At 61.0% G+C, this 25592-nt stretch carries 26 protein-coding genes; 11 read left to right on the forward strand and 15 right to left on the reverse strand.

Annotated elements, in window-relative coordinates:
• Positions 1 to 55: 55 nt before the first annotated feature.
• Positions 56 to 607 carry a YceD family protein gene (locus ILFOPFJJ_RS09455; protein ID WP_173510312.1) on the reverse strand — a complete coding sequence of 184 codons (552 nt, stop codon included), beginning with the start codon at positions 605 to 607 and terminating at the stop codon, positions 56 to 58.
• Positions 608 to 689: 82 nt separating this feature from the next.
• Positions 690 to 1226, reverse strand: coding sequence for a ubiquinol-cytochrome C chaperone family protein (locus ILFOPFJJ_RS09460; protein WP_173511471.1), 537 nt, complete (start codon positions 1224 to 1226; stop codon positions 690 to 692).
• A 136-nt stretch (positions 1227 to 1362) separates the two neighbouring features.
• Between ILFOPFJJ_RS09460 and ILFOPFJJ_RS09465 the strand changes: the two genes are divergently transcribed.
• The gene (locus ILFOPFJJ_RS09465) at positions 1363 to 1872 is read left to right on the forward strand and encodes an outer membrane protein assembly factor BamE (RefSeq protein ID WP_173510313.1); all 510 of its coding nucleotides are present in this window, start codon (positions 1363 to 1365) and stop codon (positions 1870 to 1872) included.
• Positions 1873 to 2014: 142 nt separating this feature from the next.
• Here ILFOPFJJ_RS09465 and ILFOPFJJ_RS09470 read toward each other — a convergent pair whose 3' ends face one another.
• The 4 genes from ILFOPFJJ_RS09470 to ribH form a co-directional block, all read right to left on the reverse strand.
• Positions 2015 to 4150, reverse strand: a complete 2136-nt coding sequence (locus tag ILFOPFJJ_RS09470; RefSeq protein WP_173510314.1) for a sodium-translocating pyrophosphatase — start codon at positions 4148 to 4150, stop codon at positions 2015 to 2017.
• 285 nt (positions 4151 to 4435) lie between these two features.
• Positions 4436 to 5689, reverse strand: a complete 1254-nt coding sequence (locus ILFOPFJJ_RS09475; RefSeq protein WP_246299575.1) for an MFS transporter — start codon at positions 5687 to 5689, stop codon at positions 4436 to 4438.
• Positions 5690 to 5694: 5 nt separating this feature from the next.
• Positions 5695 to 6174 (reverse strand): transcription antitermination factor NusB, encoded by a 480-nt coding sequence (gene nusB / locus ILFOPFJJ_RS09480; protein ID WP_173510315.1) that lies wholly within the window; start codon positions 6172 to 6174, stop codon positions 5695 to 5697.
• A complete protein-coding gene (gene ribH, locus ILFOPFJJ_RS09485) occupies positions 6171 to 6632 on the reverse strand; it encodes a 6,7-dimethyl-8-ribityllumazine synthase (protein ID WP_173510316.1) in 462 nt (153 codons plus the stop codon). Before ribH ends, nusB begins: the two co-directional genes overlap by 4 nt.
• Before the next feature lie 351 nt (positions 6633 to 6983).
• Here ribH and ILFOPFJJ_RS09490 point away from each other — a divergent pair, with 351 nt between their 5' ends.
• The 3 genes from ILFOPFJJ_RS09490 to ILFOPFJJ_RS09500 all read left to right on the forward strand — a co-directional run bounded on the left by ILFOPFJJ_RS09490 (position 6984) and on the right by ILFOPFJJ_RS09500 (position 8692).
• On the forward strand, positions 6984 to 7496 hold the full coding sequence (locus ILFOPFJJ_RS09490) for a cupin domain-containing protein (protein WP_173510317.1): 513 nt from the start codon (positions 6984 to 6986) through the stop codon (positions 7494 to 7496).
• A 36-nt stretch (positions 7497 to 7532) separates the two neighbouring features.
• Positions 7533 to 8069, forward strand: coding sequence for a GNAT family N-acetyltransferase (locus ILFOPFJJ_RS09495; RefSeq protein ID WP_173510318.1), 537 nt, complete (start codon positions 7533 to 7535; stop codon positions 8067 to 8069).
• 272 nt (positions 8070 to 8341) lie between these two features.
• Positions 8342 to 8692, forward strand: coding sequence for a hypothetical protein (locus ILFOPFJJ_RS09500; RefSeq protein ID WP_173510319.1), 351 nt, complete (start codon positions 8342 to 8344; stop codon positions 8690 to 8692).
• A 62-nt stretch (positions 8693 to 8754) separates the two neighbouring features.
• On the opposite strand, the gene ILFOPFJJ_RS09505 is transcribed toward ILFOPFJJ_RS09500, so the two are convergent.
• The 7 genes from ILFOPFJJ_RS09505 to ILFOPFJJ_RS09535 all read right to left on the reverse strand — a co-directional run bounded on the left by ILFOPFJJ_RS09505 (position 8755) and on the right by ILFOPFJJ_RS09535 (position 15324).
• Positions 8755 to 9375: a riboflavin synthase gene (locus ILFOPFJJ_RS09505; protein ID WP_173510320.1), complete on the reverse strand. Its 621-nt coding sequence runs from the start codon at positions 9373 to 9375 to the stop codon at positions 8755 to 8757.
• Entirely contained in the window at positions 9375 to 10463 is a 1089-nt protein-coding gene (gene ribD, locus ILFOPFJJ_RS09510) for a bifunctional diaminohydroxyphosphoribosylaminopyrimidine deaminase/5-amino-6-(5-phosphoribosylamino)uracil reductase RibD (protein WP_173510321.1), read from the reverse strand. The genes ILFOPFJJ_RS09505 and ribD overlap by 1 nt, the downstream gene beginning before the upstream one ends.
• Before the next feature lie 18 nt (positions 10464 to 10481).
• Positions 10482 to 10955, reverse strand: a complete 474-nt coding sequence (gene nrdR, locus ILFOPFJJ_RS09515; RefSeq protein WP_003529310.1) for a transcriptional regulator NrdR — start codon at positions 10953 to 10955, stop codon at positions 10482 to 10484.
• Between the two features lie 12 nt (positions 10956 to 10967).
• Positions 10968 to 12263 carry a serine hydroxymethyltransferase gene (glyA, locus tag ILFOPFJJ_RS09520; protein ID WP_173510322.1) on the reverse strand — a complete coding sequence of 432 codons (1296 nt, stop codon included), beginning with the start codon at positions 12261 to 12263 and terminating at the stop codon, positions 10968 to 10970.
• Positions 12264 to 12446: 183 nt separating this feature from the next.
• The gene (locus ILFOPFJJ_RS09525) at positions 12447 to 13772 is read right to left on the reverse strand and encodes a L,D-transpeptidase family protein (RefSeq protein ID WP_173510323.1); all 1326 of its coding nucleotides are present in this window, start codon (positions 13770 to 13772) and stop codon (positions 12447 to 12449) included.
• A gap of 474 nt (positions 13773 to 14246) precedes the next feature.
• The gene (gene ldtR, locus ILFOPFJJ_RS09530; RefSeq protein ID WP_136504221.1) at positions 14247 to 14759 is read right to left on the reverse strand and encodes a transcriptional regulator LdtR; all 513 of its coding nucleotides are present in this window, start codon (positions 14757 to 14759) and stop codon (positions 14247 to 14249) included.
• 130 nt (positions 14760 to 14889) lie between these two features.
• Positions 14890 to 15324, reverse strand: coding sequence for a DUF6163 family protein (locus ILFOPFJJ_RS09535; RefSeq protein WP_246299577.1), 435 nt, complete (start codon positions 15322 to 15324; stop codon positions 14890 to 14892).
• Between the two features lie 179 nt (positions 15325 to 15503).
• Here ILFOPFJJ_RS09535 and hemB point away from each other — a divergent pair, with 179 nt between their 5' ends.
• The 4 genes from hemB (at position 15504) to ILFOPFJJ_RS09555 (ending at position 18882) form a co-directional block, all read left to right on the forward strand.
• Positions 15504 to 16517: a porphobilinogen synthase gene (gene hemB / locus ILFOPFJJ_RS09540; RefSeq protein WP_173510325.1), complete on the forward strand. Its 1014-nt coding sequence runs from the start codon at positions 15504 to 15506 to the stop codon at positions 16515 to 16517.
• Between the two features lie 81 nt (positions 16518 to 16598).
• Positions 16599 to 17063, forward strand: a complete 465-nt coding sequence (locus ILFOPFJJ_RS09545; protein WP_173510326.1) for an RDD family protein — start codon at positions 16599 to 16601, stop codon at positions 17061 to 17063.
• Positions 17064 to 17202: 139 nt separating this feature from the next.
• Positions 17203 to 17976 carry an arginyltransferase gene (locus ILFOPFJJ_RS09550; RefSeq protein ID WP_173510327.1) on the forward strand — a complete coding sequence of 258 codons (774 nt, stop codon included), beginning with the start codon at positions 17203 to 17205 and terminating at the stop codon, positions 17974 to 17976.
• A 3-nt stretch (positions 17977 to 17979) separates the two neighbouring features.
• Positions 17980 to 18882 (forward strand): DMT family transporter, encoded by a 903-nt coding sequence (locus ILFOPFJJ_RS09555; protein ID WP_173510328.1) that lies wholly within the window; start codon positions 17980 to 17982, stop codon positions 18880 to 18882.
• 50 nt (positions 18883 to 18932) lie between these two features.
• Here the strand turns inward: ILFOPFJJ_RS09555 and ILFOPFJJ_RS09560 are convergent, their stop codons facing one another.
• On the reverse strand, positions 18933 to 19262 hold the full coding sequence (locus tag ILFOPFJJ_RS09560; protein ID WP_173510329.1) for an ArsR/SmtB family transcription factor: 330 nt from the start codon (positions 19260 to 19262) through the stop codon (positions 18933 to 18935).
• 168 nt (positions 19263 to 19430) lie between these two features.
• On the reverse strand, positions 19431 to 21707 hold the full coding sequence (gene parC / locus ILFOPFJJ_RS09565) for a DNA topoisomerase IV subunit A (RefSeq protein WP_173510330.1): 2277 nt from the start codon (positions 21705 to 21707) through the stop codon (positions 19431 to 19433).
• 409 nt (positions 21708 to 22116) lie between these two features.
• Here parC and ILFOPFJJ_RS09570 point away from each other — a divergent pair, with 409 nt between their 5' ends.
• The 3 genes from ILFOPFJJ_RS09570 (at position 22117) to groL (ending at position 25567) form a co-directional block, all read left to right on the forward strand.
• Positions 22117 to 23310 (forward strand): aq_1923 C-terminal domain, encoded by a 1194-nt coding sequence (locus tag ILFOPFJJ_RS09570; protein ID WP_173510331.1) that lies wholly within the window; start codon positions 22117 to 22119, stop codon positions 23308 to 23310.
• A 180-nt stretch (positions 23311 to 23490) separates the two neighbouring features.
• The gene (locus tag ILFOPFJJ_RS09575) at positions 23491 to 23712 is read left to right on the forward strand and encodes a hypothetical protein (protein WP_173510332.1); all 222 of its coding nucleotides are present in this window, start codon (positions 23491 to 23493) and stop codon (positions 23710 to 23712) included.
• Between the two features lie 226 nt (positions 23713 to 23938).
• Complete coding sequence (gene groL, locus ILFOPFJJ_RS09580; protein ID WP_173510333.1) at positions 23939 to 25567, forward strand: chaperonin GroEL; 1629 nt, start codon at positions 23939 to 23941, stop codon at positions 25565 to 25567.
• Positions 25568 to 25592: the final 25 nt, after the last annotated feature.

Below are 25592 nucleotides of genomic sequence, written 5' to 3' on the forward strand. Positions count from 1 at the left end.
AAATACTGCTTTTCGTCTGCGTGACAACCGAATTGTAGACCCGGCTTTCGCCGTTTCAATCCTTTTTCCAGTCCTTCAGCGCTGCAAACGGGTTCGGTAGCTTGTCATCCGCTGCAGAGCTTTCGATACGCTCGCCGAAGACGACGCCTTCCTTGCGCGGATAGGGGTCTATTGCGAGGGCGACATGTTCGCTGACGACGACGCCCGCATCGATGGTGTCGCCGGAAAAGGTGTCGGGAATGTCCGGGCCGTCCGGATCGAGCACCATCTCGCCACCATCATTTTGTGCCTGGCGCGCAAGCCGCGATCCTTCCGGTACGAAAATCGCCTCGACCGGCTCGCTTATGTCCGCCTCGACGGGTTCGAGCGTCACGACACAGGACTGGACAATGCGAGCAGCGACGTCACCCTTGATCTTCACTCCGTCCTTCTTCCAGCGCGCGATCTGGAGGTCAGCGTCGAGCGAAAGTACCTCGTCGACATTCCAGAGATTGGCGAGCGCACGGCGCTCGGCCTCGTTGGCCGAAAGATGGAAGCTGACCGCATTTGCCGAGATATGTCCCACCTTCACCGGGTAGGAGAACGCCGGTTTGCTATCGTCTCTCATGACAGGATCCTTCCTCGCGGCATCGGAACGCCCAAGCCGCGGATGCAGCCGCCGAGCGTCGGGCGGCATCAATACCGGTCTATTACGCTCCAGCCGGCGGTATGCGCAACTGGCCCGCTTCGACCACCTCTTCCGGCGTTGCGGACAAAGCTGCTTCGACCGCCAGAATATAGGCCGCCAGTCCGTCCATCGGCGGCCCTTCGCGGACGTCGGGGTGGAAGTTGCGCAGAAGCGCGTCGGCCAAGGCGCGGCCATCCCCCTGCTCGAGCGCGGCGGCATAAGACTCGAGCCGGCCATAGAACATGCCAGCGAGCTTCTTCATCTTTTTCGGGACGCCCGCGTCACCGACACCGAGTTCGCGGATCGAGTGATCGACGTCTTCGAAAAAGGCATCGACGATTTCCTGAGCGATCTCCTGACCCGTCCGCGCCGAGGCACGTGTCCGCCGAAAATAGAGAATCAGGATAGCCGACAACATCTCGAAGCGGCCCATGACCGTGTCGGGCACAGCGAGGTCGGTGTACAGAAACGGCTGGCGCGCGGCTGCGGTCAGCAACGCATACTGACGCTCCACAATCGCAATATTGCCGCTTTTTCTCTTGAACAGTCCCAAAATCATCACAAAGCCCAGCTCTGGCTTTCTCGAAATGTGGGCGGCGCCCACGACGTTATTGCATGATAGCCGAAGCTGGTTTACCGAAGCAGGCACGAATTGCAATGGCGGATCTGCCATCGTTACTCCAGGGGAACAGTCCTTGACGAAGCGGTATATGATATCAAACCTGAATGTTCTGGGCCGTGCCGTGCTCGTGGCTTCCCTCTGCGCAACCACGCTTGCCGCCTGCACGACGGCGAATGTCGGCGAGGTCCTTCATCAGGGCTACGTCGTTGACCAGGAAACGCTGAACCTCGTTCCCGTCGGATCGAGCCGCGAGCAGGTGCTGCTCTCTCTGGGCACGCCGTCGACGACCGCGACCTTCGACAACGAGGTCTTCTATTACATCTCGCAGACGCGCAAGCGGCCCGTCGCCTTCATGAAGCCGAAGATCATCGACCAATCGATCCTCGCCGTCTATTTCGACAAGGAAGGCGTCGTCAGCCAACTCGCACACTACACGCTCCAGGACGGCAAGGTCGTCGACATGCTGTCGCGCACGACGCCGACCGGCGGCAAGGAAACGAGCTTCCTTGGCCAGCTCCTGTCCGGCCCCGGCGCTGGACAGGCTGCGGCACGAAACCTTTTCAGGGATTTCGGCAAGAACTAGCAATTCCAGGAAAAGGGTTTAATGGTCCCCCATCCTGAATCGGCGTCATTTATTGTTTCAATGAAATAATCTTAATCAGCGGTAACACGCAAAAAGGCCCGCGAACGAGGTTCGCGGGCCTTCGGTTTTCAAAGAGGCGCGATCAGGCTAGAACAGCCAGCAAGAGCAACGCCACGATATTGGTGATCTTGATCGCCGGATTGACCGCCGGACCGGCCGTATCCTTGTAGGGATCGCCGACCGTATCGCCAGTGACCGATGCCTTGTGAGCCTCGGAACCCTTCATATGGCGAGTGCCGTTCTTATCGACGAAACCGTCCTCGAAGCTCTTCTTCGCATTGTCCCATGCCCCGCCCCCGGAGGTCATCGATATGGCTACGAAAAGGCCGTTGACGATGACGCCGAGGAGCGACGCTCCAAGTGCCGCGAAGGCCGAGGCCTTCGATCCGGAAAGCATCAGCACGCCGAAATAGACGACGATCGGCGCCAGCACCGGCAGCAGCGATGGAATAATCATCTCGCGGATCGCCGCCTTGGTCAGCATGTCGACGGCGCGACCATAGTCGGGCCTGTCCTTGCCTTCCATGATGCCCGGCTTTTCCTTGAACTGCCGGCGCACCTCCTCGACGACAGCGCCGCCAGCGCGGCCGACGGCGGTCATGGCAATCCCGCCGAAAAGATAGGGAATGAGGCCACCGAAGATCAGGCCGGCGACGACATAGGGATTGGACAGATCAAACGAGATCGTTCCCACATCGGCGAAATAGGGATGCTTGTCGCCATTGGCGGCGAAATAGGTAAGGTCGTTCGAATAGGCAGCGAAGAGCACCAGGGCGCCAAGACCCGCAGAGCCGATCGCATAGCCCTTCGTTACGGCCTTGGTCGTGTTTCCGACAGCATCGAGTGCATCGGTCGATTTGCGCACCTCCGGCGGGAGATGCGACATCTCGGCAATACCGCCGGCATTGTCCGTGACCGGGCCGAAGGCGTCTAGCGCCACGATCATGCCGGCGAGGCCGAGCATGGCGGTAACCGCGATGGCGGTACCGAAGAGGCCGGCAAGCTGGTAGGTGGAGATGATGCCGCCGACGATGACGATCGCCGGCAGCGCCGTAGACTCGAGAGAGACGGCGAGCCCCTGGATCACGTTGGTGCCGTGGCCGGTGACGGATGCCTGCGCAATCGAGTTCACCGGCCGCTTGTTGGTGCCGGTATAGTATTCCGTGATGACGACGATCAGCGCGGTGACGACAAGGCCCAGGATACCGCAGATGAACAGGCCCCAGCCGGTGACATCCTTGCCCGCGACGGTCCCGATCGAACCCCAGCCGATCGTCAGCGACGTCGCGGCGCCAAGGCCGATGATCGACAGCGCACCGGTGACGATCAGGCCCCGATAAAGCGCGCCCATGATCGAGCCATTTGTGCCAAGCTTGACGAAGAAGGTGCCGATGATCGAGGTAATGATGCAGGCTGCACAGATCGCCAGCGGATAGACCATCACGGTGGCGAGCAGCGGCGTACCCGCGAAGAAGATCGATGCAAGCACCATGGTCGCGACGACTGAAACCGCGTAAGTCTCGAAGAGGTCCGCCGCCATCCCTGCGCAGTCGCCGACATTGTCGCCGACATTGTCCGCAATGGTCGCGGGGTTGCGCGGATCGTCCTCGGGAATGCCGGCTTCCACCTTGCCGACGAGGTCGCCGCCAACGTCGGCTCCTTTTGTGAAGATGCCGCCGCCGAGACGGGCGAAGATCGAAATCAGCGATGCCCCGAAACCGAGCGCCACGAGCGCATCGATAACCTCGCGCGCGGCCGGGTCGTGTCCGAAGCCCGCCGTCAGGATGAGGTAATATACGGAGACGCCGAGCAGGGCCAGACCGGCCACCAGCAGGCCGGTGATCGCGCCCGATTTGAAGGCGATATCGAGACCGGAGGCGAGGCTGACCGATGCGGCCTGGGCCGTGCGGACATTGGCCCTGACCGAGACATGCATGCCGATGAAACCGGCCGCGCCCGACAACACCGCACCGATCAGGAAGCCAATCGCGGCTGCACCGGAGAGAAGAAACCACGCGGCGATGAAGACAACGACACCGACGATGGCAATGGTCCTATATTGACGTGTGAGGTAAGCCTGCGCCCCCTCTCTGATAAAGCCTGCGATCTCCTGCATGCGGGCATTCCCCTGGTCGGCGGCAAGCACCGACTGCGTCGCCCAGATGGCATAGGCCACCGCGAGCAACCCGCATGCGATAACACCTAAAAGCAAGGTCATTTCGCACTATCCTCCGTTTCACCCGCAGGCTCACTCCCTCCCGCAGGCCCCTCAAAACCGCGAATCGCGCACCGCCTCCTCAAGCGGCACCCCTCGCGGCGCGGCCAGAGTGCGGGCGCGGATAGGGATCGTCAAGCCCCTGAAATTACCGGCGTGATGGCGTTTGAAAGGAGTTGGCAGATTTTGCCAAGCGGCCGAAGCAGGACGTCAGACGGCAACGCGCTCCGATGCATGTTTCCCTAAATCGTCGCCGATTTGAGGATAAAAACATGGTCATTGAAAGTGCTACAGCGTCTTTTGCGCGTCTGATGAGACGCGCGACGCTGCAGTCGTGCGCATCAGCAGGAGAAGGAGGAACAGGCAGGTGCCAGCGACCGGCCAGACAACGGCGTTGAGCATGTCCCATCCATAGGCCGAAAGCACCTTGCCGGAGGCGAAGGACGCGCCGGCGACGGTCGAAAACAGCACGATATCGTGGAAGCCCTGAACCTTGTCCGCCTCTTGCGGCCGATAGCTCTGCGCAATGATCGCGGTCGAGCCGATGAACCCGAAGTTCCAGCCGAACCCGAGGAGGACCAGCGCCCCCCAGAAGTTCCAGAGCGCCACGCCCAGATGCGCGACTGCCGCGCAAGCCAGAAGCAGCAGGAAGCCGCAGGCCACGATACGCTCGGCGCCGAAGCGGCTGATGAGCCAACCCGTCGCAAAGCTCGGACCGAACATCGCCAGCACATGCCATTGTATTCCGAGGGTCGCCAGATCGGTCGAAAAGCCGCAGCCGACAACCATGGCGACCGGGGCGCCCGTCATCATGAAGGTCATCAGGGCATAGGCAGAAATGCCACAGATCATGCCGGTCAGGAACCGCTGACTGCCGACGATCTCGCGAAGCGGCCGAACCGGCAAGACGGCCTGCGCATCCGAAACGCCGCTGAGATCCGGCAGGCGAAGGGGCACAAAAAAGACAATGGCCGCAAGGCAAACCGGCAGCAACGCGACGAAGGCGCCGGCAAACCATACGGGCGCGAAGTAGTCGCCCGCGAAGATGACGATCTGTGGACCGAGTATCGCGGAGATGACGCCGCCGCCCAATATCCAGGAAATCGCTTTGGGCTTGTAGAAGGAGGGTGACGCATCGGCTGCAGCAAAGCGGAGTTTTTGCGTGAAGCCGCTGGAGGAGCCGAGAACGGCCAAAGCGAACGTGAACAGCCAGAAGCTGTCGCGGAAAAGCGCCGCCGCTGCGATCAGGCCGCCGAACGCGGCGATGGCGGCGCCGGCGATGAAGGCGAAGCGTCTGCCGATCAGCCGAGACAGCGTCGCCGCGAGGACGACACCGAGCGCCAGGCCCACGTTGAAGCCGGTAAGCGGTGCGGTCGCGAGCGACTTGTCTTCGCCGAGAAGCTGGTGGCCAGCGATGCCGCCGATCGCGAAGCTGATCGGCCCGACAACACCGAGCAGCGCTTGCGCAAGGGTCAGCAGGAAGACGTTGCGACGTGCCTCGCGGAGAACCGCTCCCATGTCTTCCGCAGTCGCTGCCACCATTTTCGCTATTTCCGCTGCCCGCGGACCTGCTTGGCGATCCGGTCGAGAACCGCGTTGACGAGCTTGGGCTCCTCGTCCTCGAAGAAAGCCTTGGCGATCTCGACATACTCGGTGACGATCACCGGAACCGGAACGTCCTTGCGCTCGAGCATCTCGAAGGTGCCGGCGCGCAGGATCGCGCGCACCGTGGAATCGAGCCTCGACAGTGCCCAGTCATCCTGAAGGGCGGCGCCGATCAGCGGGTCAAGCATGCGCTGGTCGCGCACGACGCCCGAAACGATCGAACGAAACCACGAGGCGTCCGCCTTCAGGTAGGTCTCGCCGTCCAGTTCCTGACCCAGCCGATGCGCTTCGTATTCGGCGACGATCTCCAGCACACCGGTGCCGCCGATATCCATCTGATAAAGCGCCTGGACGGCTGCGAGGCGTGCGGCACCCCGCTGGTTGACCTGCTTCAGCGGCTGATCCGAGGGAGTCTTCGTCACTTTTCTACGCCCAGTTTCTTCTTCAGTTCGATCATGGTCAGCGCCGCGCGCGCGGCGAAACCACCCTTGTCGCCTTCCGACCGACGGGCGCGTGCCCATGCCTGGTCATCGTTCTCGACCGTCAGAATACCGTTGCCGAGCGCAAGGCTTTCGCTGACGGCGAGGTCCATAAGGGCGCGCGAGGATTCGTTCGCGACGATGTCGAAATGGTAGGTCTCGCCGCGGATAACCATGCCGAGCGCGACGAAACCGTCATATTCGGTGCCGCCCTCATCGGCGCCGTCGAGCGCCATGGCGATCGCCGCGGGAATTTCCAAAGCCCCCGGGACCGTCACAATATCATAAGTCGCGCCGGCTGCATCGAGCGCGTGCTTCGCACCGTCAAGCAATGCGTCGGCCATATCATCATAGAAGCGCGCTTCCACAATCAGAATGTGGGCGGACTTGGTCTTCGCCATGGATCACCTGTCTTGAAAACTTGGGGCCGGACTGACCGGCGCAGGCGGCGGTCAAACCATGCCGGACGCGGATTGGCAAGCAAATTCCGCCAGCCGAAGGCCATTTGCCGCGCCGATGTCCCTCACAGTGCAAGTTCCCCGCCCAGATGCAACAAGGATGCTGTCGAACCCGACGCCGTTGCGGGCGGGTGCGGACCTGCTAAAAACACAGGTCCGAAGGGCGGTATTTGCTTGCAACAGCTCTCATTGCGCCTAAACCTTAGGTGCAGTAGCGTCGGTTCTGCAAGGCGGAGCTGTCCCCGGTTTATCCGACCGTGGCAATGGTGACGTCGGGATAGGGCGTCGCGAAGATTGGGAGGAACGCCGGAAGCGCAAAAGCCGATCGTCAACCTTAAGAAGCTCGAACTCGAGCACTGGCAGCAGGGCTCGTTCTTCGAGTCGAGCGACGTTTCCTTCGGCGCTCTTCTCGGCCTCATGGATCTCGGCGTCGGCTACGGCGAGGTGCCGCCCGGCAAATCCGGCTGCCCGTTTCACAACCATCATGTCGAGGAGGAGCTGTTTGTCATCCTGGAGGGTGAAGGAACATACCGCTTCGGCAACGAACGCTACAAGGTCGGTCCAGGCGACGTGCTCGGTGCACCCGCCGGTGGGCCTGCAACCGCGCATCATCTGATCAATACAGGAACGACGCCGCTCAAATATCTCTCCATCTCGACAATGGCCGCCACGGAGATCTGCGAATATCCCGATTCCGGCAAGTTCCTGGCAAAGACGCGGCGACCGGGCTCGCCAAAGGCTTCATTCCGGTTCATCGGTCGCCCCGCATCCGCAACCGACTACTGGGATGGCGAACCGGGCACCTGATTTTCACTCCCCAACAAGAACAATCTGGATCGGAAAATGCACAGCGTTCCCACCATCGAAACCAAACGACTTCTGCTACGCCCCTACCGGCGCGACGACTTTCCCGCCTACACCGCTCTGTTCGCCGACGAGGAGGTTACGCGCTTCATTGGCGGCGTCCCCTATTCGCGCGAGCAGTCCTGGACACGCTTCCTGCGCCAGGTCGGCATGTGGCACTATTTCGGCTTCGGCTTCTTCGCGATCCAGGACAAGGAAACCCGGGCTTTCATCGGCGAAGCCGGCTTCCACGACGCGCATCGAACAATAACGCCCTCGCTCGAAGGCACAATGGAAATGGGCTGGGCGCTTTCCCCCAGAACCCATGGCCGGGGCCTAGCGACGGAAGCCGTGACCGCCGCCCTTGCCTGGGCCGACCGACAATTTCCGGCCTTGAGGAAGACCTGTATCATCGACATCGGCAACCAGGCATCAATCCGCGTCGCGGCCAAGCATGGCTTTACCGAATTCTGGCGCACCACCTATCACGGCAATCATGTCATCCTGTTCGAACGGCACCAGAAGTCGGCGGCATAGGCAGCGTTTGCGCTGCCCTGCGAACATGAACAAATTTTAATTATTTTTCAGATTGTTACGCCTTTGAAAGGGCCAGATTCCGGCCCAATTTCTCACTGTTGAAACGACAACTCCCGGTCGCGCGACGGGAGCGCCGCCTCAACCAGTCGAAACAATCCAGTGCTTTTCGCTGCGGGTGACCTCGCCCGCAAAGGATCGGTGCTGGCCATCCCGGGGCAGCTCGGCTCGTCGAACGCGCGCCGCAGCCCCGCGGGAATCAAAGGAGCATGACAATGAACCGCTTTGCGAAAATTTCCGTCATCGCCACCCTCTCCGCCTTGAGTTTCAGCGGCATCTCCCACGCAGCCGGCGTCGAAATGAACTGGCCGAGGGAGATCGATCAGACAGTTCGAAACTTCAGGGGCGATAACTTCAGGATCGTCGATGCGGACACGCTGAACCGTATGAACGAGACCCGCGCCCGGATCGACGCGGAAACGCCGCAGCAACTGGCAGACCTCCATGCCGCCGTCGGTGCCAACAGGGCGCTCGCCGCTAAGCTGAAGGCACGCGATGTCGAGATGAACAACATCGCAGGCGCAGCGCAGGCAGCCGACGGTAGTCTCACGCTCTATGTGCGTTGAAACCTTACCCTAACAACTGCGTCCGCCCCCGCTTGTTGGGGGCGGATCCATTTCTGCTGTCGTTATTCCGCCTTGGTTACGGGAAACTCTGCGAGCCGCGCGGCATAACGCGCCATCGTATCGACCTCGAAGTTGACGAGATCGCCCACGCGCCGATCGCCCCAGGTGGTGACTTCGAGCGAATGACGGATCAGGAGCACATCGAACTCGGCGCCATCCACCTTGTTGACCGTCAGCGAGGTTCCGTCGAGGGCAACCGAGCCCTTGGGCGCCACGAACCTGGCAAAGTGTTCCGGCGCGCGGAGCCGGAAGCGCACCGCATCGCCTTCCGGCTCGACGGAAAGGATTTCCGCTCTGTCATCCACATGGCCGGACACGAGATGACCGCCGAGCTCGTCGCCGATCTTCAGGGAACGCTCCAGATTGATACGCGTGCCCTTTTGCCACCAGGCAATCGTCGTCAGCCTGAGCGCCTCTTCCCATGCCTCGACTTCGAACCACCGTTCATTGCTCCCTGCCTCCGGCAGCGCGGTGACCGTCAGGCAAATGCCCGAATGGGCAATCGAAGCGCCGAGGTCGATCGTCTTCGGGTCGTAATTGGTGGCGACGCGAAGCTTGATGCCTTCCTTCAGTGGCGTGACTGCTTCAACGGTGCCAATATCGGTAACAATCCCTGTGAACATCAGATGTCTCTCTCGTAATCCTCGAAAATATCGTCGCCATAGCGCGCCGTCCGTCGAAGCGTGAATCCGGTCGGAATGGACTGCCGATCAAATGGAGATCGGATGCCACCTTTGCCAATGGTGATCGGACCAGTGAAAAGCAGGATCCGATCAACAAAGTTGGCTTCAAGAAACGCCCGAGCCGTGCCCGCACCACCCTCCACCAGCAGCGAGGAGATGCCCCGCGAGGCAAGCGCCGTCAAAAGATCGGGGATATTGTCGGTGTTCAGCACTTCGACGCCAGCGGCCTCGAGCGCCGCGCGGCGGTTGTCGACGCCCGAATCGAGCCTTGCGTCTGCCACAGCGATTACTGGAACATCTTGCGCCGAACGGACGAGTTTCGAGCCGACCGGCAGATCGAGACGGCGGTCGAGAACGATGCGAACCGGAGACCGGTCCTCCAATCCCGGCAAGCGCACGGTCAATTCCGGATCATCCGCTGTCGCCGTGCCGATGCCGACCAATATCGCGTCCGTCTCTGCGCGAAGCACCTGTACCTGCGCACGAGAAATCGGCCCGGTTATCCGAACCTGGCCCTCTCCCGCGCGGCCGATCATTCCATCCTGGGAAACCGCAAGCTTCAGAGTCACATACGGTCGTTTGCTGCGCTGACGCGTCAGATAGGCGTCAAGCGCCCGTTCGCCGTCGCGATGGAGCGTACCGATGTCGACGGCGATGCCGGCGTCGCGCAGCATGACCACGCCGCGTCCGGCAACACGCTCGTCCGGGTCGAGGATCGAAATGACGACGCGGGCGACACCGGAGGCAATCAAGGCATCGGCGCAGGGGGGCGTCTTGCCGTGATGCGAACAGGGCTCGAGCGTGACATAGGCGGTTGCTCCCCTCGCCCTTTCTCCGGCCTCGGCAAGCGCCTGCGTCTCGGCATGCGGGCGTCCCCCAGGCGCCGTTACGGCCCACCCTACGATCGTTCCGTCCTTGACGATGATGCAGGCGACTGACGGATTCGTCGATGTCAGGCCGAGATTGTGCCGGGCGAGGCGCAGCCCCGCCGCCATGAACCTCTCGTCCTCGCGCGTCGGCGCCGTCATGCTTCGCTCCGCTTGAGCCTATTCGCCGGGATCGCGCGCGATCTTGGCGCTGATCTCCGCGATGACCTTCTCGAAATCTTCCGCGTGCGAGAAATCGCGATAGACCGATGCGTAGCGAACGAAGGCGACATCGTCGAGGCTCTTCAGAGCCTCAAGCACCTGCAGGCCGATTTCTTCCGAAGGGATTTCCGTTTCGCCCGAGCTTTCGAGCCGGCGGACGATGCCCGACACCGCCCGCTCGATGCGATCGCGATCGACCGGACGCTTACGCAACGCGATCTCGAACGAACGCAGCAACTTGTCCCGGTCGAAAGGCACCTTCCGACCGGTTTTCTTGATGATCATCAGCTCACGCAGCTGCACCCGCTCGAAGGTCGTGAAGCGGCCGCCACAATCCGGGCAGATGCGGCGACGACGAATGGCATTCCCGTCCTCTGCCGGACGGGAATCCTTCACCTGGCTGTCTTCGGAACCGCAATAGGGGCAGCGCATGCAGCCGTCCGATCACATGTAGCTGTACATCGGGAACCGATCGGTGAGCTTGATCACCTTCTCGCGAACGCCCGCTTCGACGGCAGCATTGCCTTCGTCGGAATTGGCGACCTTGAGGCCGTCAAGCACCTCGACGATCAATTCGCCGATTTCCTTGAATTCCGCCTCCTTGAAGCCGCGAGTCGTGCCAGCCGGTGCACCGAGGCGGACGCCCGAGGTGACGAAAGGCTTTTCCGGATCGAAGGGAATGCCGTTCTTGTTGCAGGTGATATAGGCGCGGCCAAGAGCGGCCTCGGCTCGTTTGCCGGTGGCGTTCTTCTTGCGCAGGTCGACGAGCATCAGGTGATTGTCCGTACCGCCCGAAACGATATCGAGGCCGTTCGCCTTCAGCGTTTCGGCGAGAGTGCGGGCATTCTTGACGATCTGGGCCGTATATTCCTTGAAGGAGGGCTGCAGCGCTTCGCCGAACGCGACGGCCTTGGCCGCGATCACATGCATCAGCGGGCCGCCCTGGAGACCCGGGAAGACGGCGGAATTGATCTTCTTCGCGATCTCCTCGTCGTTCGTCAGCACCATGCCGCCGCGCGGACCGCGCAGCGATTTGTGCGTCGTCGTCGTCGCGACGTGGCAATGCGGGAACGGAGAGGGATGCTGACCACCAGCAACCAGACCGGCGATATGGGCCATGTCGACCATCAGCCAGGCGCCAACTTCATCGGCGATCTCGCGGAAGCGCTTCCAGTCCCAGATGCGCGAATAGGCGGTGCCGCCGGCGATGATGAGCTTCGGCTTGTGCTTGCGGGCCTTCTCGGCGACGTCGTCCATGTCGAGCAGATGGTCGTCCGCGCGCACCCCGTAGGAAATGACGTTGAACCACTTGCCGGACATGTTCACCGGCGAGCCGTGGGTCAGGTGACCACCGGAATTGAGGTCAAGGCCCATGAAGGTGTCGCCCGGCTGCAGCAGCGCCAGGAAAACCGCCTGGTTCATCTGCGAGCCGGAGTTCGGCTGGACGTTGGCAAAGTTGACGCCGAAGAGCTTCTTGGCGCGTTCGATCGCCAGTTCTTCGGCGATGTCGACGAACTGGCAGCCGCCGTAGTAGCGCTTGCCCGGATAGCCCTCGGCATATTTGTTCGTCATGATCGAGCCCTGGGCTTCGAGGACTGCCCGCGAAACGATGTTCTCGGAGGCGATCAGCTCGATCTCGTGGCGCTGGCGCCCCAGCTCCTTCTCGATCGCACCGAAGATCTCCGGATCGCTTTCCGCGAGAGAGCGGGTAAAGAAGGCGTCATTGGTTTGTGCAAGCATCGGCTCGAGGCTCCTCTCAAAGGTGGTCGTTCTTTAGCTTCCTCGCACGCGGAGAGCAATATCCGCTGTGCGGTTTGCGCCATTTCCACGATCCGCCGCGCCGAAGAACCAAGCGCCGATGCCAAGAAAAAGGCCGCGCTCCGTTCGGATGCGCGGCCTTGATCGGTGAAATCGGGAGTTTGCTTATTGCGGCAAGGCGTCCTGTTCGATGGAGCCCGCCGGCTGTTCGATTCCCGTCGTCGTCTGGAGCGCGAGCTCGGCGGCACCGTCGCGCTGATAAATGTCGTCGCGGAACTGAACGACACGGTCCTTTGCCGACCAGGCGGTGACATAGGTGAAGTAAACAGGGACCTCTTCCGCAAGCTTGATCGGCGTGTTGACGCCCGACTTGATCGTCGCTTCCATCTGCTGACGGGACCAGCCCGGCGTTTCCTTCAGCAGCCAGGTCGAGAGGTCGCGCACGTTCTGGACGCGCACGCAGCCCGATGACTCGAAACGCATCAGCTTGTTGAACAAACCTTGCTGCGGCGTGTCGTGCATGTAAACGGCATGCTCGTTATGGAAGTTGATCTTCGTCGAGGACATCGCGTTGATCTTGCCGGGGTCCTGCCGGAACATCAGGTTCGGCGCCTTCTCGGCGTTCCAGTCCACCGTCTCTGGCGAAACCTCATTGCCGCTGCCGTCGAAGAGACGAATCGCGTTGCGCTCGAGATAGGTTGGATCCTTGCGCATCAGCGGCATGATGTCCTTCTGGACGATCGAGCGCGGTGCGGTCCAGTACGGATTGAGGATGACCTCGTAGATCTTCGAATTGAGGATCGGCGACTGGCGGTCGATCTTGCCGACGATTGCCGTATGGCGCAGCACGACGCGGCCGTTCTCAACCGCCTCGATGTAGGCGGCTGGAATGTTGACCATCACATAGCGGCGACCGAGATCGCCGGACATCGACTGGAGGCGGACAAGGTTGGTCTCAAGTTGGCCGAGGCGTGTCGTGGCATCGACGTTCAGCGCCTTCAGCGTATATTCGCCGATGACGCCATCGGCCGGCAGGCCGTGGCGCGCCTGGAAGCGCTTGACCGCTCCGTCGACGTACGAATCGAAGGACGAAGAAATGCCCGCCGAGCGCGGCAGGTCGCCGGAAACCATCAGGCGCTGGCGCAGCTGCTGAACGGAAGGATCGGTGACGCCCAGTTCCAGCTTCACCGAGGTCGCGACCATCGGCCAGCCGCCGGAGGCGACGATCTGCTGGTAATCGTAGATCGCCTGCTGGAGATGGCCGATCGTTTCGGGTCCGAAGACCGGCGTATTGGAAAGAACCGCCGTCGCCGTACGCGATGCCTTGGCATCGAACTGATCGTCCCAGGAGCCACGGCGCGGTGAATTGATGATCTCGTTCAAAGCATCCTGGGCGCTCGCGGCACCGGCCCATGCAGCAGCACTGAGCGTTGCGGCCGAACGCAGAAATGCACGGCGCGAGAAAGCATCAATTCCGTTCTTTTTCGACATAGTCCCTACCACCTCAATGCGCCGATGGGCGCGCTGCCCTAGCCCTAGAGCGCCTAGCGTCTTATCAGACGCTTTAAGGACGCTGTAGCACTTTGAACTGCTGCATGTTTTCGTCCTTGAACCGGCTACGATTCAAGGAAGCATGCAGTAGCACAAACGTGGTTAACAAAGGTTAACCCCCGTGCCACCCCGCTCTCACGTCGCTTCACGTAAGTGCGAGCGAAGCATCTAACCGGCAGGCGGAACGCGAAACGAATCCCCGTCGTAAATGCGAGAGCACACCTGCAGCAACAAAGCGTCGCTCCCACAGCAATATGGCCAATTCGTGTCTCGCGATTCTCACACGATCGTCGACCGCGGCGAACTCGCGTCTATTGGCAGTGTTTTTCGGCGGTAGCCGGGAAGCCAGAAATGCAGCAAAGGTCGGACACGCAGGGATAGCGCCCGACCCTTGAACTGGAGGTTGCTATCCGATCAGAGGCGGTAGAGGATCTGATCGTTCCAGAAGCGATCGAGACGCTGCAGGAGCTTGTTCATCTGGGTGAATTCGTCGGAGCCAATGCCGCCGACCTTCTGGATCGAGCCAATGTGACGCTCGTAGAGCTTGGCGACCGTTTCGGCGATTTCCTGGCCTTCTTCGGTCAGGCTGATGCGGACCGAGCGGCGATCGACGCGAGAGCGCTGGTGGTTGATGAGGCCGAGATCGACCAACTTCTTGACGTTGTAGGAAACGTTCGAGCCGAGATAATAGCCGCGCGAGCGGAGCTCGCCGGCGGTCAGTTCGGAGTTGCCGATGTTGAAGAGCAACAGCGCCTGGACGGCGTTGACGTCACTGCGACCCTGACGGTCGAACTCGTCCTTGATGACATCGAGCAGACGGCGATGCAGACGCTCGACCAAGTGAAGGGATTCCATGTAGAGACCACGGATGGTTTCTTCCTGCGGGTCTCGGGGCGCAACTGCCTGCGGCTTCATTTTCGTGTTCATTTGACTGCCTCACTGTTTTGTTTGGCGGTGTCTGTTTGTCTTCCCGCCTTGAGTGAGACCCTATCGAATACGTATAAAATTCTACTTAAACCGCAGCCTTAACATGAACTTACCATCGAGCGAGCCTGTCTCAGGGTGAATCAACCCTTACCTTCCTTGCCTGCAGCCGCTGATAGAAGAGCGCGGCACGGAAGAGAACGAAGGTCACGGCGACAGCCCCGTGCAGCACGAAAAGCAGCGGCCGCGCGCCGAAGATGCCGGGGTAGAACTCGTGCACGGCGATCTCGATCGCCGCGGCGACGACCCAGACGACGGGCCCCCAGGAGACCAGAAGCCAGAGACCGATTGCGGCGACGGGATAGACGACGGCGAGCGCTGTCGCCGCGGCGCGCCACTCCGGCGGCAAGAGATCGAAGCGGCCGGCGCCGCCATGGGAGAAGCCGATGAGCATCGCCCAGTAATTCAACGCGAACCAGAAGCAGGACGCGGAAACAAGGCGCAGGAACCAGCCGAAGAGCACTTCGGTCAGCGACGGCTTCGGCACATGAGCAGAATCGTGAAGCATGCGCGGCAACATAGGCTGGGCGCCGGTAATCCACCAGCACGAACGGCGGAAAAGGCGAGAAACGCGCACGATGCACGGGAAGAAATGCCGCAGCGGAGTGCTCTGAAACGCGGTTTTCAACCCATGGAGGCGCATGATAAACCGCTTCTCCGATAAGCGTGGAAGAAGGAAGCGGCGCGATGAACGACAAGACGAATCTTGTGGACAGGATAACCGGACATCGTCGCATGCGCCGCAACCGCAAGGCGGACTGGACGCGGCGGCTGGTGCAGGAGAACCGCTTGACCGTGGACGATCTGATCTGGCCGATCTTCATCGTGCCCGGCAGCGGCATCGTCCAACCGATCGACGCGATGCCAGGCGTGACCCGCATGAGCGTCGACAAGGCGGTCGAGGCGGTGAAAGAAGCGGCCGACCTCGGTATCCCGGCGATCGCCACATTTCCGAATATCGACATGGGGCTACGCGACGAGACCGGCTCCAACAGCCTGGCCGCCGACAACCTGATCAACCAGGCGACACGGGCGATCAAGAGGGCGGTGCCAAACATCGGCGTCATCACCGACGTCGCGCTCGATCCCTTCACGAGCCACGGCCATGACGGCATCCTGCGCGACGGCGAGATCGTCAACGACGAGACGGTTGCGGCAGTCGCGAGGGCAGCGGTGATCCAGGCCGATGCCGGCTCGGATATCATTGCCCCGTCCGAAATGATGGACGGGCGCATCGGCGCGATCCGGGAGGCGCTCGACGCCGCCGGCCACCAGAATGTCGGTATCATGTCCTATGCGACGAAATTCGCCTCAGCCTTCTACGGCCCCTACCGCGAGGCGATCGGCACCGGCGGCCTGCTCAAGGGCGACAAGAAGACCTACTACATCGATCCCGCCAACGGCACCGAGGCAATCCGCGACGCCGCGCTCGACGTCGAAGAAGGTGCCGATATGCTCATGGTCAAGCCTGGCCTTCCCTATCTCGACATCTGCTGGCGCATGAAGGAGGCCTTCGGGCTACCGGTTTTCGCCTATCAGGTTTCCGGCGAGTATTCGCAAGTGAAGGCGGCCGCGGCCAATGGCTGGATCGACGGCGAACGGGTCATGCTGGAAACATTGCTTGCCTTCAAGCGGGCGGGCTGTGACGGGATACTGAGCTATTTCGCCGTCGACGTGGCACACATCCTGGCAAAAGGCTGAGTGGCAGACCGTGTTCAGCCACGCATTGTTTTGTCGAAATTCATTCCCCATATCTGATCGGCAACAATGTGAGACACGCGCATGAGCATGCACAACGAACAATTGAGACTCCCCAGCGATGACTGGCGCGCCTACCAGGGTGTGCTGTCGCGGCGAGTCTTTGCCTTCATCATCGACTATGTGATCATCGCCCTGCTCTGGATTCCGGCGGCAGTCGTCGTGTTTTTCCTGGGCATTCTCACGCTCGGCCTCGGCTTCCTTCTCTATCCCGTGCTCTTTGCGCTTGTGGCGATGCTCTATTTCGGGCTGACCGTCGGCGGCCGGGATCAGGCCTCTCCGGGCATGAGAATCATGGGCGTGGCGATCGCCCGCACAGACGGACGGCCGTTGGATTTTCTGACGGCGATCGTCCATCTCGTGATCTTCTGGATCGCCAACGCCCTGTTGACGCCGCTCATCCTCCTTATCGGCCTTTTCACCGACCGCGGCCGGCTCTTGCACGACCTTCTGATCGGTACCGTCACGGTTCGCAGCGACGCGTATTAATCCCTGCGGGCCATCTCCGCGTTTGCAGGCGGCAAGCGTCAATTCCGTAAGGAATGCCTAAACGAGTGAGTTGACGTTTTCCATTCTTAGGCCATGCTATTGTGATGAGTAACTGCACGAAGAGTGGCCCCCACGTTCGATGAACACGCAGACCGCACCGTCTCCACAATTCTACCTGACTGCGCCGGCACCTTGCCCGTACCTGCCGAACGAGATGGAGCGAAAGGTCTTCACCCACATGGTGGGCGAACGGGCCCCTGAACTGAACGATCTGCTGACGCAGGGCGGCTTCCGCCGCTCCCAGAACATCGCCTACCGGCCGGCCTGTGAAACCTGCCGCGCCTGCGTCTCGGTGCGCATCCTTGCAAACGAGTTTGCGCCGACGCGGTCGATGCGGCGCGTGCTCGCCGCCAATCGGGACGTTATTTCGACCGAATACCCCGCCGAACCCTCGAGCGAACAATACAACCTCTTCCGCCGCTATCTCGACCGTCGACACCAGAAGGGGGGCATGTCCGACATGTCGGTGCTCGACTACGCCATGATGGTCGAGGACACCCATGTGCATACAAAGATCATCGAATACCGCTTGCGGACTGAGGGCGACGGCATCAACGAAAAGGCCAAGGGACCGTTGATCGCCACAGCGCTGACCGACCGAATGAGCGACGGGCTGTCGATGGTCTACTCCTTCTTCGATCCGGCCCTCTCCGAGCGCTCGCTCGGCACCTTCATGATACTCGATCATATTCGCCGGGCGAAGGAACGCGGCCTGCCCCACGTCTATCTGGGCTACTGGGTCAAGGGATCGCGCAAAATGGGGTATAAAACAAAGTTTTTGCCGCAGGAGCACCTTATGGCTCGTGGGTGGGAGCGCTATGCTGGTGACGACGCATCCACCGAAACGGACTGAGAATTGACCCCTTCCCCTGACGCCGCCCGGCACCGGCGCGGCCTTGCCATCACCGGCCTCGGCGGCCTCGCCCTCTCCTTCGACATTCCGCTCATCCGTTCGGCGAACGGCGAGGTCTGGTCGATTCTCGCCGTACGCAGTGTTTCGACCTTCCTCGTCGCCCTTGCCGCCTGGTTCGTGCTCAATCGGGTGCTCGGTCGCCGCGTTGCCTTGATCCCCGGGAAGGCGGGCCTGATCGCCGGCCTTTTCTATGGCATCAACTCCTTCACCTTCCTGCTCGCAGTGTTCAACACATCGACGGCGAACGTCGTCTTCGTGCTGGCCTTCACGTCGATGTTCGCGGCGATCCTCTCCTGGGTCTTCCTGAGGGAACGGCCCTCGAATGCCACGCTGTTGACCATGGCGATCATGGTTTTCGGGGTCGGGGTGATCGTGCAGGACGGGCTCGAAAGCGGACATCTCTTCGGCGACGCGATGGCCGCGTGCTCGGCTTTCCTGCTGGCCAGCGCAATCACCATCAGCCGCAAGAACGGTCGGGACATGGCGCTGGTGCCGCTGACGACCGCGATCTTCCCGGCCATCGCCGCCTTCGCGCTTCTGCCGTCGAGCGGCATCTCGATCGCGGAACCCGGCTACATTCTGTTCAACGGCCTAATAATGATCCCCCTCGCCTTCTTCTGCCTGGCGACAGGCCCGCGCTATCTTTCCGCGCCGGAGGTCGGCATGTTCTATCTGCTGGAGACAATTCTCGCTCCGATCTGGGTATGGATCGTCTTTTCGGAAACGCCGACGACGCAGACGCTCGTTGGAGGAGCCATCCTCATCCTTGCCTTGATCGGTCATTCGTTCTGGCAGATGCGTCACAAGACGATGAAGGCGCAGACGCCTTGTCCGGAGCTGGGATAGGCGCCGGTTAGAGTAATTCCAGGAAAAGTGTAGAACGGCTTTCCGTCCAGTCACTGCCTCTCGACCGGTCCGGGTTCGTGCGAAGAATCCTGCATCTGCGAGCGCATCGTCCAGAGTTCGCGGTTGGTATTGATCCACTTTGCAGCAATCTCGAGAGGCGCCGGGTTGGCGGTGACCAGTTCACCGTCTTCGCTCCGTTGCCGAACGATCAGCCCGGCGCTTTCCATGATGGCAAGATGCTTTGAAAGCGCATCCCCGTCGACACCGAGGGCAGCAGCGATCTCCCCGACACGTGTCGCGCCCGCAAACAGGACCTCGAATATGCGGCGACGCATCGGATCGGCGATAGCCAGCAAGGTTTCGTCAAGAGCAGAGGCCATGACATTCACCCCTCTGGAGAGGACCATTGAACCACGAGGGCAATCGCACCAGCGACACCTTCCGCTGCATGTTTCCTTAAAATCGAAGCCGATTTAAGGGCAAAACATACAGCAATTCAAATTGCTACAGCGACCTTTCTACGCCCCGGGGGCGCACAGCGCTGTAAATCAGCCGCTGAACTTGCCGCTTCGCGGGAAGCCCTTCGGCACGTTCCGACCTGCGGCAGCGCGATCACCAAGCCACTCGATCAGTTCGTCCTTCATCTTGGTAAAGACGCGACCGGCGCTGTCTTCCCAGGTCAGGCCGTCTGCCATTGTAAAGCACCGAACGTCGGAAATGCCGCCGTCCTTGTAGCGCTGCAGCCGGACGCCCTTGCCACGCGCCATTTCGGGGATCTGCTCCAATGGGAAGACAAGCATCTTGCGGTTTTCGCCGACGACGGCAACATGATCGCCCTTGACGGAAACAACGAGCTTCGCCTCGTCGGGCATGCCGACATTCATCACCTGTTTTCCCTTGCGGGTATTGGCGACGATATCGCTTTCGGTAACGACGAAGCCGTTTCCTGCTGCGGACGACATGATGAGCTTACGTGCCGGATCATGAACGAGGGCCGTCAGCACGTCCTGGTCATTCTCCATGTCGACCATGATGCGCAGGGGCTCGCCATGGCCGCGCCCGCCCGGCAGCTTGTCGCCGCCAAGCGTGTAGACCTTGCCGCCGGTCGTGAAGACCAGGATCTTGTCCGTCGTCTGCGCCGGGAACGCCACTTTCAGCGCGTCACCCTCCTTGAACTGGAGCGACGACGTGTCGGAGATGTGTCCCTTCAGGGCGCGGATCCAGCCTTTTTCCGAGATAACGACGGTGATCGGTTCCTTTTCGATCATCGCCTGCTGGATGGCCTCTACATCGGCCTCCGGCGCATCGGCGAAAGTGCTGCGGCGCTTGCCAAGTTCGGTCGCCTTGGCGAATTTCTTCTTGACCTCGCCGATTTCCCAGGCAACGGCCTGCCACTGCTTCTCATCCGAGGCGAGCAGCGCCTCGATCTCCGCCTTTTCCTTCGACAGCGCATCGAATTCGGTACGGATCTCAAACTCCTCGAGCTTGCGCAAGGAGCGCAGGCGCATGTTGAGGATTGATTCGGCCTGCAGATCAGTGAGCGTGAAGCGCTCGATCATCACCGCCTTCGGCTCGTCCTCCTCGCGGATGATACGGATCACCTCGTCGATGTTGAGATAGGCAATGAGATAGCCGCCCAGGATCTCCAGCCGGCGATCGATCGTGGCGAGCCGGTGGCGCGAGCGGCGCTGCAGCACATCGCGGCGATGGGCCAGCCACTCGCTCAAGACCTCGTTCAGCGCCATGACACGCGGCACGCGGCCCATGGAGAGCACGTTCATGTTGAGTGGGATGCGGCTTTCGAGCTCGGTCAGCTTGAACAGCGATTCCATCAGGATGCCGGCATCGACCGAGCGGCTCTTCGGCACGAGCACGATGCGCACGTCTTCCGCCGATTCGTCGCGAACATCCTCGAGCAGCGGCAGCTTGCGGGCGAGGAGCAGCTCGGCGATCTTCTCGATCAGGCGCGATTTCTGAACCTGATAGGGAATCTCCGTAACGACTATCTGATAGCCGCCGCGGCCAAGATCCTCCGAAACCCAGCGCGCGCGTACGCGGAAACCGCCGCGGCCCGTCCGGTAGGATTCGATCATGCTTGCCCGGCTTTCGACGATCACGCCGCCTGTGGGCAGGTCGGGCCCCTCGATGCCCCCCTTCTGGGGATTGGCGGGATCGTACAGCAGGTCCTCCACCGTCGCATCCGGATGGCGGATGAGATAGAGGGCCGCATCGCAAAGTTCATGTGCGTTGTGCGGCGGAATTGAGGTGGCCATGCCGACGGCGATACCGGAGGCGCCGTTGGCGAGAAGATTGGGAAATGCGCCGGGAAGGACGACCGGCTCCTGGTCCTCCTCGTTGTAGGTTGGGCGGAAATCGACTGCGTCCTGATCGATGCCTTCGAGAAGAAGGGCCGCAACCTCCGTCATCTTCGCTTCGGTGTAGCGATAGGCGGCGGCATTGTCGCCGTCGATGTTGCCGAAGTTGCCTTGCCCATCGACGACCGGGTAACGCTGCGAGAAGTCCTGCGCCAGACGCACCAGCGCGTCATAGACGGACTGGTCGCCATGCGGATGGAACTTACCGATGACATCCCCGACGATGCGGGCGCATTTCTTGAACGAGGAATTGGGTCTCAGCCCCATCTCGCTCATCGCGTGAATGATCCGGCGGTGGACGGGCTTCAGGCCGTCGCGGACATCCGGTAGCGCGCGATGCATGATGGTTGAAAGGGCATAGGCGAGATACCGCTCTTCCAGCGCCGCTTTAAGATCAACCGGCTGAATGTTGTCGTCCCCGCCCGACGGCGGCAAAAGGCTTTGTCCCATGCCCTCTTGCTACCGCAACCAGCCGCCAACGGCAAGAATTTCAGGGCATCGCGCTGTGGAGAACGCGCTTATGAGGCGAGTCGTGCAAACGAGAACAAATGCCGGTAAGTTTCCGGAAAGCATGATCCACGGGGAACACCTGCCATGCAACCCGACGAATATAAATTTGCCCTGTTTCGTATTAGCTTCGGGATGCGCTGATTTGGCCGATTTGAAATTGAGGATTCGAGTGAGGGTGTCCGCGTTCGAGACATAGCTGACCGCAAGCGGCAGGCCGACCGTCGCAGGGGTCGTCAGCCTCCGTCGGGGGCGAGCGAGTTGACGGATGCCGCAGAGATCACTCAGATTAGCGATAACCGATCCCAGAAACAGCTTCGCAATCAAACATTTTTAAACAAGGAACTCGACGATGACGCATACGCGCAAGATCCGCCTGATGATGGCGAGCGCAGCCTTTCTCACACTCGCCGGCCCGGCCTTCGCGCTCGATGGCGCCGACATGATGAAGAAGCTTGATGCGGCTCTGTCTACCAACGGCTCCTCGATCCTCTTCGACAAGGCGGACGTGAACGGCGACGTGGTGACGGTGACCGGTGTCAAACTGCAAACGGCTGCAAACCCCGGAGAAACGGTCCTCATCGGCGATGTCACCTTCGAAGGCGTCGAGGAAAACGAGAATGGAGGCTATTACTCCGAAACTGTCACCTTCCCCGATATCAATGTCAGCGCCGAGGGCTCAAGTTTCTCCGCCAAGGACCTTTCGATCGGCGGCCTGTTGATCCCCGGCAATCCGGCCGGCGACACGATCAACGACATCCTGCTTTACGAGACGGCGGGAACAGGTCCGATCGTGGTCAATGTCAAAGGCAAGGACGTCTTCACGGCCGAAAGCACGGAAGCCAATCTGACGCGGCAGGAAAATGATGCCGGCTTCGACTTCGATGCAACGCTCGCCGGGCTTAAAGCCGATCTCTCGGGCGTCGAGGACGCCAAGGCAAAGGAGGCGATCGAAAAGCTCGGGCTGACCACGCTGGATGGCGAAGTCACCATGAAGGGCAGTTGGGAACTGCAGAGCGGCAACGTCGCCCTCGATGAATACGCCTTCGACTTCAAGAATGTCGGCCGGCTGAACATCGCCATGGACTTTTCCGGGTATACGCTGCAGTTCATGAAGTCGCTGCAGGAAGCGACAAAAGCCATGGAAGCCAATCCGAACAAGGAAGAGGCCAACCAGGCGATGGGACTCGCAATGATGGGCCTCATGCAGCAGCTCACGTTCAACAGCGCCTCGATCCGTTTCGATGATGCTTCGATCACCAAGAAGGCGCTCGACTACGCCGGCAGCCAGCAGGGCGTCAGCGGCGATCAATTGGCACAATCGCTGAAGGGCCTGGTGCCGATCATGATGGCGCAGCTCAACGTACCGGAACTGCAGAACCAGGTTTCGGCCGCCGTCAACGCCTATCTCGACGGACCGAAGAGTCTGACGATCAGCGCCCAGCCCGAAAAGCCCGTTCCCTTCCCGATGATCATGGGAGCGGCCATGGGCGCGCCGAACACGATTCCTTCGGTCCTGGGAGTGAAAGTGACGGCGAACGACTGAGCGGCAGGACGCTCGCCAGCGGGAAGCTCAAATCGCATGGAGCCCGGCGGTCCACCTCCGGGCTTTTTCTATCCCGTTTGATTAGTGATATGATCCACTGCTTGATGCTCGGAGCCGGTCGCCTATCTAATGGTTGCCGACAATTGCGCATTCCCGACCGATGAGCGGAAGGAGGACGCTATGGGACTGAAGCATTCGGATATCACCGCCATCCTCGGCCCCGTCGACGAAACGCTAATGGCCGAGCTTCTTGCCACCGGCGCAACAGCGAGCGAACTCGCCGAGGCGATTGCTTGGGTCAACAATGACGAGGCTCTGATCGGCGAAGGCCGTCATCTTCCGGCCGGCCGCGTCGCAGCCTTGATCGACATCCTGACACCTGAAGAAGACGAAGAGGAGTGAAACGACCGACCGGCCCTTGCAGGGAGCGGCGTGCTCCCTGTTGCGTGTTTTCCTGAATCGGAGCCGATTTAGGCACACGAACATGCAGCAACTGAAAGCGCTACAGCGACTTTTTGTGTGTCTGAAAAGAAGCAAGGACGTGGAAGACTTGATGACAACGGTGATCCCGTAGCCTGTTGCGGAGGCAATCGGCGATCTCACAGTTTCCGTGTAGAGGGAGGAGCACATGGCTGCCAAGGAAGTCAAATTCAACACCGATGCCCGCGACCGCATGCTACGCGGCGTCGACATCATGGCCAATGCCGTTCGGGTCACCTTGGGCCCCAAGGGCAGGAACGTGGTCATCGATCGATCGTTTGGAGCGCCGCGCATCACCAAGGATGGTGTGTCGGTCGCCAAGGAAATCGAGCTCGAGGACAAATTCGAGAACATGGGCGCGCAAATGCTGCGCGAAGTGGCTTCGCGCACGAGCGACGTTGCCGGCGATGGCACCACCACCGCCACGGTGCTTGCCCAGGCTATTGTCAAGGAAGGCGCCAAGGCCGTGGCCGCCGGGATGAACCCGATGGATCTGAAGCGTGGCATCGATCTTGCGGTCGAGGCGATCGTCAAGGAACTCAAGACCCACGCCCGAAAAGTTTCAAAGAATGCCGAAATCGCCCAGGTCGGCACGATCTCAGCCAATGGTGATGCCGAGATCGGACGCTATCTTGCCGAGGCGATGGAGAAGGTCGGCAACGAGGGCGTTATCACGGTCGAGGAGGCAAAGACCGCCGAGATCGAGCTCGAAGTCGTCGAAGGAATGCAGTTCGACAGAGGCTATCTCTCTCCCTATTTCATCACCAACCAGGACAAGATGCGGGTCGAGTTCGAGGATGCCTACATCCTGATCCACGAAAAGAAGCTTTCCAATCTGCAGGCTATGATCCCCATCCTGGAATCGGTGATCCAGTCCGGAAAACCGCTCTTGATCATCGCCGAAGACGTCGAGGGTGAAGCCCTGGCGACGCTCGTCGTCAACAAACTGCGCGGCGGTCTCAAGATCGTTGCCGTCAAGGCGCCCGGCTTCGGCGACCGCCGCAAGGCCATGCTGGAAGATATCGCGATCCTCACTGGCGGCACGGTGGTTTCCGAGGATCTCGGCATCAAGCTCGAGAACGTCACGATGGATACGCTCGGGCGGGCAAAGCGGCTGATCGTCGAAAAGGAGACGACGACTATTGTCGACGGCGCCGGGGAGAAGGCCGATATCGGCGGGCGCATCAGCCAGATCAAGGCGCAGATCGAGGAAACCACGTCGGACTACGACCGCGAAAAATTGCAGGAACGGCTTGCCAAGCTGGCCGGCGGCGTCGCGGTCATCCGCGTCGGCGGTTCGACCGAAGTCGAGGTCAAGGAAAAGAAGGACCGCGTCGACGACGCCCTTCATGCAACGCGGGCGGCGGTCGAGGAAGGCACTCTTCCGGGCGGCGGCGTTGCATTGCTGCGCCTCGTGAATACGCTAGACAACATATCGACCGCCAATGACGACCAGCGCGTCGGCGTCGAGATCGTCCGTCGGGCGATCGAGGCTCCCGTGCGTCAGATCGCCGAGAACGCGGGTGCCGAAGGGTCGATCATCGTCGGGAAACTGCGCGAGAAACCGGATTTCGCCTACGGCTGGAACGCTCAGACCGGAGAATTCGGGGACCTCTACGAGATGGGCGTCATCGATCCCGCCAAGGTCGTACGGGCGGCGCTGCAGGATGCGGCGTCCGTGGCCGGCCTGTTGGTGACAACGGAAGCGATGATCGCCGAGAAACCGAAGAAGGAAGCACCGGCACCGATGCCCGGCGCGCCGGGCATGGATTTCTGAGACGCAGCCTTGGCGCTCAGAAGCG

Origin of the sequence: Sinorhizobium psoraleae (genome assembly GCF_013283645.1) — a bacterium.
GTDB lineage: Bacteria > Pseudomonadota > Alphaproteobacteria > Rhizobiales > Rhizobiaceae > Sinorhizobium > Sinorhizobium psoraleae.